The sequence below is a fragment of the Halanaerobium saccharolyticum subsp. saccharolyticum DSM 6643 genome, assembly GCF_000350165.1.
Taxonomy (GTDB): Bacteria; Bacillota; Halanaerobiia; order Halanaerobiales; family Halanaerobiaceae; genus Halanaerobium; species Halanaerobium saccharolyticum.
Window position 1 is genome coordinate 38,760 of sequence record NZ_CAUI01000021.1, and the last position, 17,641, is coordinate 56,400.

The 17,641-nt window shown below is 33.2% G+C and carries 14 protein-coding genes; 7 read left to right on the plus strand and 7 right to left on the minus strand.

The genetic code is table 11. From position 1 onward, the window contains the following. Nucleotides 1-42 precede the first annotated feature (42 nt). The gene (locus HSACCH_RS13610; RefSeq protein ID WP_005489227.1) at nucleotides 43-348 is read left to right on the plus strand and encodes a PspC domain-containing protein; all 306 of its coding nucleotides are present in this window, start codon (nucleotides 43-45) and stop codon (nucleotides 346-348) included. A gap of 83 nt (nucleotides 349-431) precedes the next feature. Here the strand turns inward: HSACCH_RS13610 and HSACCH_RS08650 are convergent, their stop codons facing one another. Genes HSACCH_RS08650 through HSACCH_RS08665 form a run of 4 tightly spaced genes read right to left on the minus strand, consistent with a single transcriptional unit; the run spans nucleotide 432 to nucleotide 4,209 of the window. After that, nucleotides 432-626, minus strand: coding sequence for a hypothetical protein (locus tag HSACCH_RS08650; RefSeq protein WP_005489229.1), 195 nt, complete (start codon nucleotides 624-626; stop codon nucleotides 432-434). After that, complete coding sequence (locus HSACCH_RS08655) at nucleotides 619-2,001, minus strand: replicative DNA helicase (protein ID WP_005489231.1); 1,383 nt, start codon at nucleotides 1,999-2,001, stop codon at nucleotides 619-621. The genes HSACCH_RS08650 and HSACCH_RS08655 overlap by 8 nt, the downstream gene beginning before the upstream one ends. 2 nt (nucleotides 2,002-2,003) lie before the next feature. After that, on the minus strand, nucleotides 2,004-3,026 hold the full coding sequence (locus tag HSACCH_RS08660; RefSeq protein ID WP_005489232.1) for an ATP-binding protein: 1,023 nt from the start codon (nucleotides 3,024-3,026) through the stop codon (nucleotides 2,004-2,006). Nucleotides 3,027-3,084: 58 nt separating this feature from the next. Next, nucleotides 3,085-4,209 carry a DnaD domain protein gene (locus HSACCH_RS08665; protein ID WP_005489233.1) on the minus strand — a complete coding sequence of 375 codons (1,125 nt, stop codon included), beginning with the start codon at nucleotides 4,207-4,209 and terminating at the stop codon, nucleotides 3,085-3,087. A gap of 308 nt (nucleotides 4,210-4,517) precedes the next feature. Here HSACCH_RS08665 and purB point away from each other — a divergent pair, with 308 nt between their 5' ends. The 6 genes from purB (at nucleotide 4,518) to HSACCH_RS08695 (ending at nucleotide 13,774) form a co-directional block, all read left to right on the plus strand. Then, the gene (gene purB, locus HSACCH_RS08670) at nucleotides 4,518-5,816 is read left to right on the plus strand and encodes an adenylosuccinate lyase (protein WP_005489234.1); all 1,299 of its coding nucleotides are present in this window, start codon (nucleotides 4,518-4,520) and stop codon (nucleotides 5,814-5,816) included. 81 nt (nucleotides 5,817-5,897) lie between these two features. Beyond that, nucleotides 5,898-7,169, plus strand: coding sequence for an adenylosuccinate synthase (locus HSACCH_RS08675; RefSeq protein WP_005489235.1), 1,272 nt, complete (start codon nucleotides 5,898-5,900; stop codon nucleotides 7,167-7,169). A 22-nt stretch (nucleotides 7,170-7,191) separates the two neighbouring features. Continuing rightward, the gene (gene purD / locus HSACCH_RS08680; protein ID WP_005489236.1) at nucleotides 7,192-8,484 is read left to right on the plus strand and encodes a phosphoribosylamine--glycine ligase; all 1,293 of its coding nucleotides are present in this window, start codon (nucleotides 7,192-7,194) and stop codon (nucleotides 8,482-8,484) included. A gap of 135 nt (nucleotides 8,485-8,619) precedes the next feature. Beyond that, the gene (gene cysE / locus HSACCH_RS08685; RefSeq protein WP_005489237.1) at nucleotides 8,620-9,276 is read left to right on the plus strand and encodes a serine O-acetyltransferase; all 657 of its coding nucleotides are present in this window, start codon (nucleotides 8,620-8,622) and stop codon (nucleotides 9,274-9,276) included. 132 nt (nucleotides 9,277-9,408) lie between these two features. Then, nucleotides 9,409-12,570, plus strand: a complete 3,162-nt coding sequence (locus tag HSACCH_RS08690) for an alpha-mannosidase (protein ID WP_005489238.1) — start codon at nucleotides 9,409-9,411, stop codon at nucleotides 12,568-12,570. A gap of 85 nt (nucleotides 12,571-12,655) precedes the next feature. Further along, nucleotides 12,656-13,774 carry an aldo/keto reductase gene (locus tag HSACCH_RS08695; protein WP_005489239.1) on the plus strand — a complete coding sequence of 373 codons (1,119 nt, stop codon included), beginning with the start codon at nucleotides 12,656-12,658 and terminating at the stop codon, nucleotides 13,772-13,774. 66 nt (nucleotides 13,775-13,840) lie between these two features. Here HSACCH_RS08695 and HSACCH_RS08700 read toward each other — a convergent pair whose 3' ends face one another. The 3 genes from HSACCH_RS08700 to cysK form a co-directional block, all read right to left on the minus strand. After that, nucleotides 13,841-14,944: a DUF362 domain-containing protein gene (locus HSACCH_RS08700; protein ID WP_005489240.1), complete on the minus strand. Its 1,104-nt coding sequence runs from the start codon at nucleotides 14,942-14,944 to the stop codon at nucleotides 13,841-13,843. Between the two features lie 47 nt (nucleotides 14,945-14,991). After that, nucleotides 14,992-16,218, minus strand: a complete 1,227-nt coding sequence (locus HSACCH_RS08705; protein ID WP_005489241.1) for an EAL and HDOD domain-containing protein — start codon at nucleotides 16,216-16,218, stop codon at nucleotides 14,992-14,994. 285 nt (nucleotides 16,219-16,503) lie between these two features. Next, nucleotides 16,504-17,415, minus strand: a complete 912-nt coding sequence (gene cysK / locus HSACCH_RS08710; protein ID WP_005489242.1) for a cysteine synthase A — start codon at nucleotides 17,413-17,415, stop codon at nucleotides 16,504-16,506. Nucleotides 17,416-17,641 lie beyond the last annotated feature (226 nt).

The following is a 17,641-nucleotide window of genomic DNA, read 5'->3' on the forward strand; positions in this document are numbered from 1 at the left end:
GAAGAAAAAGAACTATTAATCTAAATAAAGAGGTGAATAATAATGAAAAAACTTTATCGTTCCCGAAAAAACAAAAAAGTTGGTGGAGTCTGTGGTGGAATAGCAGAATACTTTGACCTTGACCCAACTCTGGTTCGTTTGGGAGCAGTAATTTTAATATTTATCTGGGGAGCAGGCCTTATGGCTTACATTGTAGCCTGGGCCATCATACCAGAAAGACCAGAACACATAGATGTTGATTATGATATAAGCTCTGAGCCAGTGTATGAAGAACAGGAAAAAGAGGAAAGCAATTCTGATCAGGACAAAAATGGTAATGATGATGACTCCAAATATTATGATATTTAGCAGCAAAAAAACTCCAGCTTAGTGGCTGGAGTTTTCAACTTCAACATAAATATAATTTGAGTGCTTCCCGGTGCGTATACGCTTTAAAAATCACTTTTAGGAAAAATCTCATGTAATCGTTTTTTAAATTCATCTGGAGCAAAGCTTTGATAATTTTCAACTAATTTCATAACCTCTTTTAATTGTTGATCACTAATTTCTCCTTTTTCATTGAGGCGGCGATAGGCGTTTGCAAAAGAAAGAACCAGTTTTAAATCTAAACTGCCTAAATTAGCCATGGGGAATCGTTCCTTCCAGTGATAGATTTTCCGGATCAACAAAGCGAATAAATTCTTCTTCAAAAAAGAGTTTTATTGCTCCAGTTTGACCTGTACGCTGCTTAGCAATAATTATATCTGTGTCACTTTCTGTACCTTCGGCCTCAGCTTCTTCGCGGGCTTTGGCAGAGGTATGCGCATGACGATAAAGGAAAATAACACCATCAGCAACCTCCTCAATATTACCGGAGTCTCTTAAATCAGATAAAACAGGTCTTTTATCCTGACGGCTTGTAAAACTACGAGAAATCTGCGAAATTAGAATAACAGGTATATCAAGTTCCGAAGCTAAATTTCTAAGCTGTAGTACAATTTGACCAACAGCACGCGAAGTGTTTTGGGCATGTTCTTCTGGCAGCTGAATCATCTGCAGGTAATCAACAATAGCTAAATCTAGGCCATCCATTTGAGCCTTAAATTTCCGTAATCGAGCTCTTATTTGAGCAGTATTGAGTCCGCGCTCATCAGAAATCATTAAAGGCAGCTCATGTAAATTATCTAGAGCTTTGGAAACTCGTTGGTCTTCTTCATCATTGGTTTCTCCTTGAGTATATTTCCAGGCATTAACCTGAGATTCCTGGACAACCATTCTATCTACAACTTCAGTTGCATCCATCTCAAGTGAAATTACAGCAACCTTAGCCTTTCTTTTTAAAACATTTTTAGCAATGTTAATAGCAAAAGCTGTTTTTCCCATAGAGGTGGAAGCCGCAATGACAGTTAAATGACCTCTTTTAAAACCTCCAATTAGATTATCAAGAGAAATAAAACCACTGCGTAAACCAACATCCGCCTTTTTATGTTTACGATCCATGTAGTTGGAAAAAGATTCCATAAGGACTTCTTCCATATTGTAGATATGTTTTTCTAAGTCATTACTTTCATTTGTTGCTTGAAAAATTATCTCTTGAGCGCGAGCCTGATAATCATCAATTGTTAAATCATTAGCTTGAGTCAATTCCTGCAGCTTATTTGATGCTCTTTTTAAAAGTGAGCGCTGATAATCCTTTTTAATTAAATCAATTGTTGGCTTTAGCTCATCTATAGTATTAAAACCAGAAGTAAGCCTTTCTATGATTTCTTCAGCCTGATCAACAGCGTTCTGGTTCTGAAGATCTATTAATAGTTTTGTTCGGGAAATTTGATTATCCTGCTGGTATTGTTTTAGTAATAGATCAAAAATAATTTGAGCCTGAGGATCAAGAAAATGTTTGACCTCAAGTAGATCAGCAACTTCATCAATTTTATCAGGATACTGCAGCAGGATGCCTAGTAGCTGATATTCATTTTTATTATATCTATCATCTTTTTTTACACTTTGTACTTTTGCTGACATAATTAGGCCTCCTGTCTTTCTTCAATTTTTTTAACTCGTACATTACCTGCAAGTTCTAAATATTTATTCATTTCTAAAAGACGCTGAAAAATACGCTCTCCCATTACTGGGAAACGATTTTTTAAATTTTTAACTGAATAATTTGTTGATAAAATAATAGGTTTTTCCTCTCTGTAGCGGTGATCAATAATTTGATAAAGGGTAGAAGATGCAAATTCTGTTGCTTTTTCTGTCCCCAGATCATCTATTAAAAGTACAGGTATTTGTTGAACTGTACTTAAAATTTGTTTTTCGTCGGCCTCAGGACTATCCTGATTATAGCTGCTCCTTATTTTCTGGAGCAGATCTGAATAAACTATATAGCGAAAATGAATACCCCGATCAATTAAAGCATTGGCAATAGATCCCAAAAGGTATGATTTGCCACTTCCTATTGGTCCTTCAATAATAAGACCTTGGCTGATACCATCTGAATTAAATTTTTGGACAAAAGAAGAAGCTAAACTATATATTTTCTGGGCATTTTCACGGTAGTTCATGCCGCTATCAGTTATTAAATCAGCTTCATAGTAGTTCAAATTGGCATTAGCAAAGGTAGCTGTGTGTAGGTGGCGGGGTAAATTACCATTTTTTTGTTTTCGTTTTCTTAAATCACTTTTAGCACAGCTGCAAACAAGATACTGATTGTTTCTGTAAATGCGGCCAGTATCATGACATTTTTCACAGTCCCAGTTAGGCTCTTTATAGTCTAGAGGAATATCGTGTTTTTTAAGAAGCTCGTGATAGTGAGATTCAAGATGATCAATTTCATTTTTTAATTCTTCAATTGAATTTTGCTCATTTTTTTCTTGGCTGAATAAGCCAACTTTTAGCATTTTATATTCTCTTTTGAGGGAATTCAAATAACTATATGCCTGCTTAACATCAGGATATTGGTTATGAATTTTTTGTATTCTTTTTTCAGCTTCTAAGTATTTTTCTCTGGCCTTACCCTGATATTTATTTGAATTAAACTGTAGTGGCATAATCTATCCCCTTTCCAAATTTTGTGCAGATACCATTTGTCGATTTAAGAAATTATTTTTATTCTTTATATTTATCGAAATCAATGAAAAAATCCTTCCATTTGTAATTATCCTTATTTTCATCTGAATTTTTTGTTTTAGATTTATCAGCTTTGTTTTTATCTTCTTTTTTATTTTTGTTTTTAGAAGTGTTTTGATCTCGTTGGTCGGGTTCAGAAGATTTTTGGTCCATTTCTTTCTGCAGCCAGCGTCTAAAATCAGCAAGGCTGCTGATACCGAGTTCTTTAATTGGATTAATAAAATTATCTTCAACATATTTTAAAGAAGGCTGACCGTCTCTTTTGCGGCGTACAGCTTCTCTAATTGCAGCAAGAGCAAGTTCTTTGCTTAAAGCCTGCTCTCCACTTAACCAGCTCTGAAAAGTTTTTAGTTGAGCTGTATTAGAAGAAAAAGACCTAATACCATAGGCGCGGGCTAGTTCTTTAGTTTCTCGATGTAGTTTATCTTGTTTTTGTAATTTTTCATAAGTTGTAATTTCTTCTTGATACCAGTTATCTATAATAGCTTTTAAATAGGCATAAGCACCCTGAAGATGATCACTTCCACCCTGGCGTTTAAGCCATTTATCAACTCTGCGAACTAACTCTTTAAGCATCTTATTTTCGAAATCATTGAGCCAGCTTTTTATTTCTTCTCGACGATGTATATTTCTATTATTAGGTGGTAAAAAAGAGATTAAAGCCGCAGCAATCTCATTTTCAGAAGCGGAATTACTGTTAATCAACTGTTTTCTTACTTCTGATCCAGCTCCAGCTGTAGAAACATTTGTAAACTGCTCTGATTCTTCTTTTTTCTCAATAACAGCTTTTAAATTTAAATAAGAATTAAAAAAACTTTCTCCTTCAGCAGTTTCACGATTAATAATTCCGGTCACAGCTAAATTAGAAATTATTTTTCTGAGATTTTTTATTTTAAGGCCAAGAGCTCCGGCTGCCAGAGGTAATTCAATTTCTATTTCATTGTCTTCTTTAAGGTGAGTTAAAAGATAAATTAAAACCTTAGTTTCGTCACCAGAAAATTGACGCAAAAACCCTTTTTCAATTAAACTGTCCCCAAAAGTTAAAAGTTGTCTACTCTCAGGTTCACTTAAATCTATATTTTTTTTATAATAAATTTTCTTCATTTTATCACCGTCAACCCTTCAGAAATTAAATTCTTATTATCATTATATCAGATTTGAGAGATTTTTTAAGAGAAATCCAATAAATTTCTTAACTGCAGTTAATAATTATATGTGTTATTGACTTAAAATTCAACTACAGAGGCTGATAATCTTGACAGCACCTACTGCATCTGCTAATATTAAACTGAAAAAAAGAGAATAACTTAATTTATGGCTTATCAGCACTAAAAATGACGAAATAAGCCTAATATTAATTTAAAAGTAAATATAAACTAAATAAGGAAAAAAAAGAAAGGGAGATTATTTATATGCTTTCAAGATATAGTAGAGCAGAGATGGAAAATATCTGGAGTGAGGAAAACAAATACGAAATTTGGCTTGAAATTGAACTAGCTATTTTAAAGGCAAGAGCTGAGCTAGGAGAAATACCAATTAGTGCAGCCGAAAAAGTTGAAAAAGAAGCTGAAGTTAATCTAAAAAGAATCAAAGAAATTGAAGCTAAAACACGTCATGACATGATTGCTTTTATTGAAGGGGTTTCTGAAAAATTGGGCGAGGAATCTCGTTTTATACATGAGGGAGTTACTTCTTCAGATATTAAGGATACTGCTCGTTCTATTCAAATGCAGCAGGCCTGCAAAATAATTTTAGAAGATTTAGAGAAAGTACATAATGTATTAGCCGAAAAAGCATTGGCTGCTAAAGATACAATAATGGTGGGAAGAACTCATGGGGTTCATGCAGAGCCAATAACCTGGGGCTTAAAACTTCTAAACTGGTATCAGGAAATCGAGAGACAGATTAAGCGTTTTAAACAACTGGAAGAGGTGGTTGCTGTTGGACAAATTTCGGGAGCAGTTGGTACTTTTGCTACTATTGATCCAGCAGTTGAAAAAAGGGTATGTGAAATATTAGGTTTAAAAAATGCTGTAGTCAGTTCTCAGATTTTGCAGAGAGACAGACATGCTGATTTTATAGAACGAATTGCACTTGCAGCAGCTTCTATAGAAAAATTTTCTACAGAAATTAGAAATCTCCAGCGGACTGATATTTTAGAGGTGGAAGAAGGATTTCGCAAGGGGCAAAAAGGTTCTTCTGCCATGCCTCATAAAAAAAATCCTATAGTTTGTGAGCGCTTAAGTGGGCTGGCCCGGGTTATTCGTGGTAATGTGGTTCCGGCCTTAGAAAATATCACTCTCTGGCATGAAAGAGATTTAACTCATTCTTCAGTTGAGAGGGTAATCCTGCCAGATAGTGCAATTTTATTAGATTATATGCTTTATAAATTTAAGGGTGTGATTGAAGAGTTGGTAGTTAATGAAGATAATATGAAATTAAATCTTGAAAAGACTTTGGGCCTAACTTTTTCTCAACGTCTAATGTTGGCTTTAGTTGAAAAAGGACTTCGTCGTGAAGAAGCTTACGAACTAGCACAGCGAAATGCGATGACTGCCTGGGAAGAAAAAAAGGAATATAAAAAATTAATTGCTGCTGACCAAGAAATTAGTAAATATTTAAGTAATGAGGAGCTTGAAAGAATTTTTGACTGGCAGGTTTATCTTAAAAATATTGATCAAATTTTTAAGCGCACCGGTCTTTTAGAGTAAGAAGAGTAAGAAAAGATGCACTTTACGCAAATCTTTGTTAAACTATAGTTAAGAGATAATAAATATGTGAGGAGAATTCAAATGTCTAATAAAATAGTTGTTGGTGCACAATGGGGAGATGAAGGTAAGGGTAAAATTACTGATATGCTTGCCAAAACTGCTGATTTAGTAGTTCGTTATGGTGGCGGTAATAATGCTGGCCATACTGTAATAGTTGGAGAAAACAAATTTGAACTGCATTTAATACCCTCGGGAATTTTATATGAAGATAAGAAATCTGTACTTGGTGGTGGAGTAGTAATAGATCCAGAGGCCATGGTTGAGGAAATGGATGGTTTAGAAGAAAGAGGGATTTCTTTAGCTAATCTTTATATATCAGAGACTGCTCATGTTATTATGCCTTATCACAGAAGGCTCGATGCTTTAGAGGAAAAAAGAAAAGGTGACAGTAAAATTGGAACTACCGGTAAAGGAATCGGTCCATGTTATACTGATAAAACAGCTCGTCGCGGTATTCGGATAGCTGATTTATTGGATGAAGGAAGGTTTAGAGCAAAATTAGAAAAAGCATTGGATTACCATAATGAATTATTAGAAAAAGTTTATGATTCCAAAAAGCTAACGGTAGAAGAGATTATTAAAAATTATCAACCTTATATAGAAAAGTTAAGACCATATGTAACAAATACTTCTTTGCTGCTGAATGAAGCACATAAAAATAATAAAAAAATATTTTTTGAAGGTGCACAGGGAACCTTGCTTGATATAGATTATGGTACATATCCATTTGTTACTTCTTCTAATCCAACAGCAGGTGGAGTCTGCACCGGAAGTGGAATGGGACCAACAACTATTGATGATGTAATAGGTGTTACTAAAGCTTACTTAACAAGAGTTGGAGCTGGACCATTTCCTACAGAATTAGATAATGAATGGGGAAAATTTTTAAGAGATAAAGGTCATGAATATGGAGTAACAACAGGTCGTCCTCGGAGATGTGGTTGGCTTGATATTCCTATTTTAAAACATGCAGTTAGAGTTAATGGACTAACCGAGATAGCTTTAACTAAAATAGATGTTTTAACTGGTCTGGATGAAATCAAAGTATGTACAGCTTATAAACACGGAGAAGAAGTTGTAGAAGAATTCCCACCTTATTTAGAAAGCGAAATTCCTTATGAGCCAATTTATGAAAAATGGCCCGGTTGGGAAGAAGATATTACAAACATTAGAGATTACGATCAACTTCCTGAAAATGCAAAAAAATATATAAAAAGAATAGAGGAATTAATTGGAATCCCGGCCAAAATAATTAGTGTTGGACCCGGTCGGAAACAAGCAATCATTAGATAAATATTATTGAGGAGGATCGGTTATGAAGGTATTAATAGTAGGAAATGGAGGCAGAGAGCATGCCTTAGCCTGGAAACTTTATCAGAGTGATAATGTTGATAAAATTTATGCAGCGCCAGGTAATGATGGTATGTTAGAAATTGCAGAAAGAGTAGAAATTAAAGCAAATGACATAGAAAGCTTAGCAAAATTTGCTAAGGAAAAAGAAATAGGAATGACTGTAGTTGGCCCCGAAGAACCACTTGTTGCAGGGATTGTCGATTATTTTGTCGAACGGGGTATACCGATCTTTGGACCTAAAAAACAGGCAGCATTATTGGAAGGTAGTAAAGCATTTGCTAAAGATATTTTAAATAAATATGATATACCAACAGGTGAATATGAGGTCTTTACTGATCCTGATAATGCCCTTAATTATTTAGAAAATGCAGAATATCCACTTGTAATCAAAGCTAATGGTCTTGCAGGAGGTAAAGGAGTAATAGTTGCTTCTAATTATCAGGATTCTCAAGATGCTGTTGCTAGAATTATGGAAGACAAAGCTTTTGGAGATGCGGGAGATAGAATTGTAGTAGAAGATTTTATTGAAGGAGAAGAGGTTTCAATTTTTGCTCTGACTGATGGGCAGACAATATTACCTGTAACCAGTACTAGAGAGCATAAAGCTATTTTTGAAGGAGAAGAAGGCCCAAACACTGGTGGTATGGGTTCGTATTCCCCTTCGCCATATGTTGATGCAGAAATGATGGATAAGATCTGCAGAGAAATTTTGCGACCGACTCTTCACGCACTTAATAGTGAGGGGATAGATTACAGAGGAGTAATGCATGTTGGTATAATTTTAACTGAAAGTGGGCCTAAAGTAATTGATTATAATGCTCGTTTTGGGGATCCAGAAACTCAAGTTATTATGCCCCTATTAGCTGAAGATTTGATTGAGTTAATGCAGAAGACTAATGATGTTAAATTAAAATATAAAAAGGAAATAGAAATTTATGATAGTGATGCAGTGTGTGTTGTACTTGCTTCAGCAGGTTATCCATTAACTTATAAAACAGGATATGAAATAAAAGGTCTTGAAAACTTAAAATATCATGATGACTTAATAGTCTTTCATTCTGGAACTAAATTTGAGAATGGCAAATATTATACTGACAGTGGTCGGGTAATCGGGATGACAGTAGTTGGAGAAGGTATACTAAGTGTAATAGATACTGTTTATAATTATATTAATGATGTAGAATTTAAAGATATGCATTATAGAACAGATATAGGATTTACTATTTCTGATGTACCAGATATCTCAGTGGACTAAAATTCAAAGGGGTTATTTGTTAAATATATTTGCATTTATCTTCTAGGATTTGTATAATTAACTTGAGTAAATAACTTGGTTTTTAAATAATTAGATATTACCTGTCGATTTATATTGAATTCAGGAGGTAAATAAATGTTTAAAACACTTAAATGTGATATTAATGCAATTTTTGATAGAGATCCGGCTGCTGATAATTTGCTAGAAGTAATTTTATCTTATTCTGGTTTGCATGCACTTTTATTTCATCGTTTTTCCCATTGGTTATATAAAAAAGGATTGCACACTATTCCGCGTTTGATCTCACAGTTTGCAAGGTTCATGACTGGAATTGAGATTCACCCAGGTGCAGAAATCGGCTGTGGATTCTTTATTGATCATGGTATGGGAGTAGTAATTGGTGAGACTGCTGAAATTGGAGATAATGTGACACTTTTCCAGGGAGTTACTCTCGGTGGAACTGGTAAAGAAAGAGGTAAAAGACACCCAACAATTGGCAACAATGTAGTTGTTGGAGCCGGAGCTAAGGTTTTAGGCTCAATAACAATTGGTAATGATGCAAAGGTTGGAGCAGGTTCTGTAGTTTTAAAGGATGTAGCAGAAAATTCTACAGTAGTTGGTATTCCGGGTAGAGTTGTAAGTAGAGATGGGCGTAAAGTTCATCCTGAAAGAGATTTAGAACATGCTGATTTACCGGATCCAATTAAAGATAAATTAAGTGAATTGGAAGAAGAATTTTTAAAGTTAAAAAAAGAAATTATAACTAAGGATTCATTTGAAGATGTCGGTTAAAATTTAAATAAATAATTAAGTCAATGACAGTTTCTTGATTGAGCTGTCATTTTTTTCTTGCTGTGATATAATAAAAGTAGATGTGAAAAATTAACTGAATATTTCAAAATTTTAAATCGAGGAAGTGAAATAATGTTTTTAAAAGAAGAAAAAATTAAAAGATACTTAAAAGATTTAAAATCTTCACTTAATCAAAAAGAAATAGCTTCTGGACATTTAAAAAAATATCCAGCTAAAATTAAAGAAAAAACATTACCCGATTTTTCAAAACTCAAGGGGGAAGATTTTAAAGTTGGAACAAAATGGGGTGGTAAAGATATCAGCTGTTGGTTTAGAACTCAGATAAATGTACCTGAAACTTGGGAAATAGAGCCGGGAAATTTTTATTTAAAAATTATAGCTGGCAGAGGGGATTCTGGTAATTTAAAAGGGTCTGAATCTCTGCTCTATCTGAATGGTAAAGTTATTCAGGGTCTTGATTGTAAGCATTCTTTAGTTAAATTAGAAAAAAAAGAATTAGAAAACAAGAATTTAGAGGTAGTGCTCAAAGCATTTAGCGGTCTTAAAGAAGGGAAACAAGAATTTAAAAAAATTGCTTTAGTGTATAGAAATAAAAATGTAGAAAAATATTATTATCTGGCTGAGACTCTTTATCAATCTATTAAAACAATGCCTTCTGGAAATAATTTACGCGAAAAACTTTTAAATATTCTTAATAATTCTTTAAACATTATCGATTTTAGGCAAGTTAAATCCAAAAAATTTTTACAGACAACAGCATCAGCCTATCAGTATCTTCAAGAATCGCTGGCTGAGTTAAATACTGAATTTAATTTGCCTAAAATTACTGTAGTTGGTCATTCTCATATTGATGTGGCTTGGCTTTGGAAATTGCTGCATACACGAGAAAAATGTTCTCGCAGCTTTTCAACAGTTTTAAAATTAATGGATGAATATCCAGAATATACTTTTGTCCAGTCAAGTCCCCAATTATATAAATTTATTAAAGAAGACTACCCAGAAATTTATGCCAAAATCAAAGAAAAAATCAAAGAAGGGAAATGGGAAGTTACTGGAGGGATGTGGGTAGAAGCAGATTGTAATCTGACCTCAGGAGAATCTTTAGTTAGACAGTTTTTACACGGCCATCAATTTATTAAAGAGGAATTTGAGATAGATTGGAATATTTTATGGCTGCCGGATGTATTTGGTTATTCTTGGGCTTTACCACAGATAATTAAAAAAAGTGGAATGAAATATTTTATGACAACTAAAATTAGCTGGAATCAATTTAATAGTCCTGAATATGATACTTTTAATTGGAGGGGTATAGATGGAACAGAAGTTTTAACTCATTTTATTACAACACCTGAAGTTAATCATAATGAATCATTTTATACCTATAATGGTTTGTTGAATCCAGAATCAGTTAAAGGAATTTGGGATAATTATCAACAGAAAGATATTAATGATGAACTTCTTTTAGCCTATGGCTGGGGAGATGGTGGGGGTGGGCCTACTAGAGAAATGATTGAAGCAGGAAAAAACATGAAAAAGATACCAGGAATCCCGGAAATAAGATTTGGCAAAGCAGAATCTTATTTTGACAGGCTGGATCAAAGAGTCAGTTCTAACAATAATTTACCTGTTTGGGATGGAGAATTATATTTAGAATACCACCGGGGTACCTACACTTCTCAAGCTGAGATTAAGAAAAATAATAGAAAAGCTGAAATTTTACTCCATGATGCTGAATTTTTTAATTCTTTGGCTTCAGCCAAAAATTATCTAGAATATCCAGAACTGATCTTTAATCAGAACTGGGAAATAGTACTTAAAAATCAATTTCATGATATTCTGCCTGGCTCATCAATTAAAGAAGTTTATCAGGATAGTGCAGCTGAATATAAAGAAGTTTTTGCGAGCACCAAAGCAACCTTAAACTCGAGTTTAGAAAAAATTGCAGCTCAAATCAAAGGTGATCAAAAGAAATTAGTTGTCTTTAATTCTCTACCTTGGCAGCGCTCTGACTATATTGAATTTGATGGTAGAGAAATATTGCTCGATAACATACCTGCCAACGGTTATAAATCATATAATATCGTTGAAAGTAATAATGGTTTAAAACTGGAAGCAGAAATTGCTGCTAAAAAAGAAGCCGATTTTAGAGAAAGACAAATTCAATATTTAAAATCAAAAAGTAATTCTAATAATGTCGGGGCTGCCAGCAAGAAAAATTTGCTTAAACTTAAAGATGATAAAAAAATGATAGAAAACAGATATTATAGGATAAAATTTAATGAGCAGGGGCAGATAATTTCAATTTTTGATCGGCAGTATCAAAGAGAAATACTTCCAGAAGGCAGCAAAGCTAACCTTCTGCAGGCTTTTGAAGATCGCCCAATTCGATTTGATGCCTGGGATATTGATATTTACTATCAGGAAAAAGAGTATCAAGTTAACGATTTAAAAGAAATGAAAATAAATAAATTTTCAGATAGAATAATAGTAAACTTAGATTGGCAACTTTTAGATTCAACTATAAAACAAAAAATGATAATTTATGCCAATCAACGGCGAATCGACTTCAAAACAAATATTGACTGGCGGCAAAAACAAATCCTTCTTAAAACAGCTTTTCCAGTTGACCTTAGAACAACTAAAGCAACATATGAAATTCAATTTGGAAATGTTGAAAGAAATACGCACTGGAATACAAGTTGGGATTATGCTAAATTCGAAACAGTTGGCCATAAATGGGCAGATTTATCGGAGAGAGATTATGGAGTCAGCCTCTTAAATGATTGTAAATATGGTTATGATATTAAAGATCAAACAATGCGTTTAACATTGATTAAATCAGGAATTTATCCAGATCCAGAAGCTGATCAGGGCCAACACAGCTTTACTTATAGTCTTTATCCACATGGTGGGGACTGGTTTGAAGGAGAAACAGTAAAGGAAGCTTATCAGCTGAACTATCCCCTGCAAACAGTAATTTCCTCAATTTCTTTAGGGGAGCAGCCACAGCAGAAGTCATTTATAGAAATTGATGCTGAAAGTACTATTTTAGAAACAGTTAAAAAGGCTGAAAAAAGTGAAGCCCTTATTCTAAGATTTTATGAATATGGAAATAGAAGAGAAACAGTAAATGTTGAGTTAGATTTTGATTTTAAAGAAATAAAAGAGTGTAATTTAATTGAAGAAGATATTGCTGAAGTAAAATTTGAAGCTGATAGTTTTGAATTTGAGATAAAACCTTATGAGATTAAAACTTTTAAGGTTAGTTCGTGAACATCTTCCATTAAATCAAAGATTTAGAAGCTATTTTCTTTCGACAAACTTGATAAATTTAGTTCAAGCAAGAGGAGGAATAATCATGGAAAAAAGGAAACTTGGAAAAACCGGTCTAGAAGTCAGTTTGCTTGGTTTTGGAGGCTTTCATTTAATAGAAATTCCAGCTGATAAAGCGGCTGATCTATTAGACAATTATCTAGAGCAAGGTGGAAATTATTTGGAAACCGCAGCTTCCTATGGTGATGGAGAATCTGAAAAAAAGATTGGTGAAATAGTAAAAGATAGAAGAGATGAGCTTGTTCTAGCAAGCAAAACTGGAGTTAGAGATGCTGAAGGAGCAATGACTGAGATAAATCGCAGTTTAAAAAATTTACAGACTGATTACCTTGATATAATTTTTATGCATGGGGTTAAAGATAAGGCTGATTTAGAAGAAATATTAAAACCAGGTGGATCATTAGAAGCAGCTAAAGAGGCAAAACAAATGGGGAAAGTCAAACATATTGGGATTACGGCTCATGGACAGCCTGATGTTTTAATTGAAGCTTTGAAAACAGGTGAATTTGAGGTAATGATGACTCATTTTAATTATTTTGATAACTTTAACTTCCCCAAGCTAGAAGATGAAGTGCTGCCATTAGCTAAGAAAAAAAATATCGGTACACTCTGTATGAAACCCCTTGCAGATGGATTTTTGTGGAAAAATGTGGAAGATGCGTTTCGTTATGTTTTTTCTTTGCCAGTTGACGCAGTAGTAACAGGTATGAATAACAAAGAAATGCTGGAAATGGATTTGAAATTAGCTGAAGAGTTTGAGCCGATGTCTGAGGAGGAAAAGGAGGAACTATTTTCTAACGCAGAAGAATTAGGTGATTATATTTGTCGTCAATGTGATAGCTGCAGTGTTTCTAAGGAATTTGGCGAGAATATAAAAGAGGTATTTAAAATGGAGGGTTATTATGACCGTCAGATGTATGATGGTAGACCACGCAACCCTGCTGATTATGCTTTAAGGGATCGGCTTCGTTTTTGGTTTGGTGATAAAGAAATGGCAGTTGAAAGATACAATGAATTAAAAATAAAAGCTGAAGACTTATTAAAAGAAACAGCTGATTTTAAAGCCTGCAAATATGGTCTTGATGTAAAAAACAAATTAGAGATAGTAGATTATAAATTAGGTGAAAGCGATATTATGAAATAGCTTTAAGAAATCACTAGATATTAAAAAGGCTCAGCAAATGCTGAGCCTTTAATTTTTTTTAATCTTTTATAAGTCAATTAATTCATATTCTCTGCTGCCCATTCCAATTTCGGCAGCATATTCAATTTGTCTTAAACCTCCATCGGTATTTGGGTGAACTGCCTTAAATTTATTATCCCCGGGATTTAAGTCCCGATTTTCGAGCATACCCTTTGGCTTAGCTTGATTAACTAAATCTAATGAAGCCTGTTCTAAAGCAACTGGATCTTTAGAAGCAAGTATGCCAATATCATTAACAATTGGTCGGTCACTCCAGCCAGCACAGTCACAATCAGGTGAGACATTAGTAATGAAGTTGATATATACATTTTTTCTATCCTTAACGATTCCGTAAGTAAATTCAACCTGTCGTTCTTCCATACCTTCACTAGTAGATTCCCATTCTACTGAAATTGCATCAGTTGGGCAGGTCACAACACATTCTCCACAGCCAATACAGATTTCATGGTTAATGCTGCTTTCTTGGTCATTTATTGTTATACAATCTTCTGGACAGTGTTTTACACACTGCATACATTTAATACATTCTGACTCTGTAATTTCTGGTAGTACTGCTGAATGCATCATTTGTTTTCCTGCTCTGCTTCCGAGCCCCATACCGATATTTTTAAAAGTTCCACCAAATCCTGATAGTTCGTGGCCTTTAAAGTGTGCTAGACTAATTAAAACATCAGCTTCAAGAATTTCTGAAGCAATTTTGACCTTTTCAAAATGCTTTAAATTTACTTCTACTTCAGTTGAAGCTTTTCCTTTTAATCCATCAGCTATAATAATTGGGGCTTGAACAGTAGCATAAGAAAAGCCATTTGCTATTGCTGCATTTAAATGATCTACTGAATTAGAACGCTCACCAGTATAAAGTGTGTTAGCATCAGTTAAAAATGGTTTACCATTTAGTTTCTTTGCAATTTTTACAATTTCTCTGGTGAATACTGGTCTAATAAAAGCAGTATTACCAGGTTCTCCAAAATGCTGTTTAATAGCTACAAAATCATCTGCGTCAATTAGTTTATGAAAACCTGCTTTATAGAATATTTTAGCTAGCTTTTTAACAAGACTTTCACTACCAGAAGATGCCTTCATATTTGCTCGAAAAACTTTAGTTGTCATAATATATCCCCTTTTTTAGTGTTTTAATTATAAAATAAAATATTTTTTTACTTTTGAATTAGAATATTCATTGTTTCATAGGAAAAATCAACTGCTTTAAGATATTTATTATATATTTTTTTTGAATCAAGCTGATTTTTCTTTTCAATTAAAGCAACCTGATTCCATTTAACTCTTTCGAAAGCTATAATTAAATTCAAAATTTCTCCCATAACTCCTTCGCGAATTAACAAGGCTTCTTTTATTTCTTTAGTTAAAGAAATTTCTTCAAGTATATCTGCCAAAGGTTTGTTTAAAAAGGCATTCATCATTGAAAAGATACCCATAGTAAATAGATCTCCACTTTTTTCTGCTATATCAAAATCTTCTGCCAGCAGCTCAGCAAATTTAGCTCTGGTTAGAGTATTAACAAAAAGAATATCAGGCTTATCATCTCTTAAGCCTTTAACCAGATAAATTAAACTCCATTTTTTTAATCCCTTAACTCCTAAAAGAGTAGAGGCCTGTTTAATTGATGACACATTATAGCCATAAGAAGACGCATTGATTGTTTTTAAAAGACTAAATGTCATTGATATATCATTTTTAATAATTTTTTCCAGTTTTTCAAAATCAACATCTTCTTTATCTAATTCTTTTAAAACATTAAGATAATTCACTTTATAACCGGGTGTTCCACCATCTTCAATTAAATCAGCTTTGGTAAAGAAAACACCCTGAAAATAGTCGAAGCCAGCATTCTTGGCAGCTTTAAATTCTTGAGGCTCATTAATATTTTTAGCTATAAATTTAAGATTAGAAGAGTAATTTTCTTTTAAATATTTAAGCTGCTTTTGATGTTTTTCTCTAGTAGACTTTTTATAGTCTAACTTAATTATATCAGCATATTTCAATAGAGGGTTTTCTGGTGTAGAAAAATTTATGTTATTTAAGATAATGAGATAGCCTTCTTTTTTTAACGCCTTTATTTCTTCGACAATTTCTAAGGCTGAGTTTCCTGATTCAGAAATTTCAATTCCTATATTTTCTTTTGATAATAGAGCAGCAATTTCTTTTTTGATAAGTTCAGAATTAAAATCAACAAAAATCTTTTTACCATCAGCTAAGTTGCTTTCTTCGAAGAATTCCAGATCATTACTGATTTCTTCAACACTTAGCTTATGCATAGATGATTTTCTTTTTTCTTTAAAGGAATCTTTAAAGACAATTTCATAAGCAATGACTTTTTGACTTGAATCAAGTACTGGCTGTCTGGCCGCAATTGATTTTCTCATTAATATCAACTCACTTTATAAGTATTTAAAATATAGTTTAATTATTGTTAAGAGACAAGTTAGCTTAAAAGGGCAAAAGTTTAACTTTTTTGAACTCTAAAATACCATTTATGTAAATTATACACTAAAAACTATATTTTTACAAAAAAAATAGCCCGGGAGGTTGGGGGTCCTCCGGGCCTTTCACAGGGGAAATTCTTCAGTCAATTTATATTGAATTATCGGGGAAAAATTTTTAAAAAATATAAAAAAATTGTTTAAAAGAAAATAGATGAAGTGTGTAATTTAAGTGAATACGCCTGTACTCAAATATCGTTCACCTGTATCTGGAGCAATCACTACAATCCTTTGTTTACTATCGATTTCTTTAGCTAATTTTAGTGCAGCGGCTACTGCAGCTCCAGTTGAAATTCCAGCAAGAATGCCTTCTTTAAGAGCTAAATTCTTAGCTGTTTTAAAAGCTTCCTCATTTTTTACTTTTTCTATTCTATCAATAACATCAGTTTTTAATACTTCAGGTATAAAACCAGCACCAATCCCCTGAATCTTATGAGAACCAGCTTGATCACCGGATATAACAGCTGAATTTTCTGGCTCAACTGCTACTACTTTGAGGTTATTAATGATTTCTTTTAATTTTTCTCCAGTTCCAGTTAGAGTTCCACCAGTTCCAACTCCTGCTACAAAATAATCAATTTCACCATTGGTGTCTCTAATTATTTCTTTGGCAGTTGTTTTGCGATGTATATCTGGATTTGCTGGATTATTAAATTGAGATGGAATAAAACCATTTCTTTCAGCAGCAATCTTTTCTGCTTTGGCGATTGATCCCTTCATTCCTTCGGAAGCGGGGGTTAAAATTAATTCTGCTCCATATGCCTTGAGCATTTGTTTTCTTTCTTCACTCATTGATTCTGGCATAGTTAAGATTACCTTATACCCTTTAGCAGCACCAACCATAGCAATGCCAATTCCAGTATTACCACTAGTGGGTTCGACCAGAACACCACCTGGTTTAATATCTCCTGACTTTTCTGCCTCAGTTATCATATTAAAAGCAATTCTATCTTTGATACTACCGCCTGGATTAAAACTTTCTAATTTTAAAACAACCTCAGCCTCATTTTCAGAAACCAAGTTATTTAATCTAACTAATGGGGTATTACCTATTAGTTCGGTTACATCATTAAAAATCATTAAGTTACCTCCTAAACTTGATACAAGTATAAAGTTGACTACTTTACTTTGAATTATATTATAATATAGTATTTCAATACTGTCAACTATATCTAAAAAAAAGAATATAAATGACCTGTTAATCTAAAAAAATTATTGAAATTCTTTTATTATTATAAATAAAAAGGTATAATATAATTACTATAGAAATAAGATAATAAGAAAGTAATGGGAATATATTAAAATT